2 protein-coding genes are annotated in these 1506 nt (G+C 74.2%); both read right to left on the bottom strand.

The window, feature by feature from the left end; translation table 11 throughout:
• Window positions 1–83: 83 nt before the first annotated feature.
• Window positions 84–887, bottom strand: a complete 804-nt coding sequence (locus N864_RS22170) for a hypothetical protein (protein WP_034722662.1) — start codon at window positions 885–887, stop codon at window positions 84–86.
• A partial coding sequence (locus N864_RS22175) for a SigE family RNA polymerase sigma factor (RefSeq protein WP_240474458.1) occupies window positions 884–1506 on the bottom strand: 623 nt, incomplete at its 5' end. The genes N864_RS22170 and N864_RS22175, both read right to left, overlap by 4 nt.

Consider the following 1506-nt stretch of genomic DNA (forward strand, 5'->3'; position numbering starts at 1 on the left):
GGAGTTTGCGCTCACTCGACGGGGCAGGGGGCCGCGGGCTGGGGCTAGGGCTGGGGTGGGGGTTGGGGATGGACGGTGACTGGTCAGCGCTGGAGAGGTGGCAGGGTCGAGCCGCCGGGCAGCATTGGCCGCGGCGTGTGGGACGAGTCGACGACGACGGTCACCAGGTCGCTGCCGGTCAGGGCCGAGACCAGGCCGTGGTCATCAGCGGTCGTCGTCACGACCACCCGGTTGGTCCGGGCGTCGAAACGCGTCCCGAGCACCGTGACCCCTCGCGCCTGCAGGGCCACCCGCTGCGACTCCACCCGGCTCGCCGCGTCCTGCAGCTCCCGGATGGAGTGGGCCACGGTGCGGTACTCGACGTCCGCCCCGGCGGCCGACCGCACGAGGTCCTCGAGGGCCGGGTCACTGCGCGTGACGCAGACGACGACGCGCGCGTTGCCCGCGTCAGCGCCATACATGCCGGCGAACACGTCGGCGAAGCGGGCCTCCAGCGTCGGCGCGAGCGCCTCCATGGCGCCTCGCACCGGCGTCATCGGTCCGCTGAACCAGCCCGAGAGGTCGCGGGCGGGCGGCACTCCGGGCGTTGCAGTGACCGGAGCGCTGGGGGGCCGCCCCCCGGCGCTGCCCGTGTCGTTCTGGGCGGTCACCGCCTCCGGCGCGCCGGCCGAGCTCGCGGAGGTGCCCTGACCGGGCCGGCCGACGACCCACGTCCCACCCACGACGGCGACGAGTGCGACCGCCGCCGCGGCGCCCACGACCCAGGACCGGCGTCGGTGGGCGCGCGCCCGTCCGCGGCGCATCGCCCGGTCGACGAAGAGGTCATCGCGAGGGGGTTCGAGGTCGTTCACGGCGCCCAGCGCCTTCCGTAGTCGCTGCTCGCTCATGTCAGGGCTCCGCTCAGGGGTGGTTCGGCGAGCCGGTCGCGCAGCGCGGCGAGCCCGCGGGAGATCTGGCTCTTGATGGTGCCCTCGGCCACCCCGGTGCACTCGGCGATCTGCGGGACGGTGAGGTCCTCCCAGAAGCGCAGCACGAGGACGGCCCGCTGCTTCTCGGGCAGCCCGTCGAGCAGGCCGGCCAGGGTCAGCGCGAGCTCGCGGTCCGGGTCGCTCGTCGCCGGCTCCGGCAGCTCGTCGGTGAGCACCTCGCGGCGCCGCTTGCGCTGGTCGTTGAGGTAGAGGTTGAGCATCGTGCGCCTCGTGTAGGCCTCGTGCGCACCCGCGCCGATCCGCGGCCACGCGACGTAGACGCGGGCGAGTGCCTCCTGGACCAGCTCGTCGCCGTCGGCCCAGCCGCCGCAGAGCAGGAACGCCCGTCGTCGCAGCACCGTCTGGCGCTCCGCCACGAACGCCCGGAAGGCGTCCTCGTCCCTGCGTCTCATCGGCTCCCCGGTCGGCTCGGTGGGCTCGTCCCAGTGTCGTACACCCGTGCAGACACGCGGGGACGCCGTTCCGTTGCATGCCGTATGCCGCTCACCGCCCTCCCGCTCGTCCTTCCCACGTCGAG

It is taken from the genome of Intrasporangium chromatireducens Q5-1 (assembly GCF_000576575.1).
Lineage (GTDB): Bacteria > Actinomycetota > Actinomycetes > Actinomycetales > Dermatophilaceae > Intrasporangium_A > Intrasporangium_A chromatireducens.

Excerpts from the sequence above, each read along its gene's own strand:
- N864_RS22170 (WP_034722662.1), bottom strand. The coding sequence starts at position 887 with ATGAGCGAGCAGCGACTACGGAAGGCGCTGGGCGCCGTGAACGACCTC.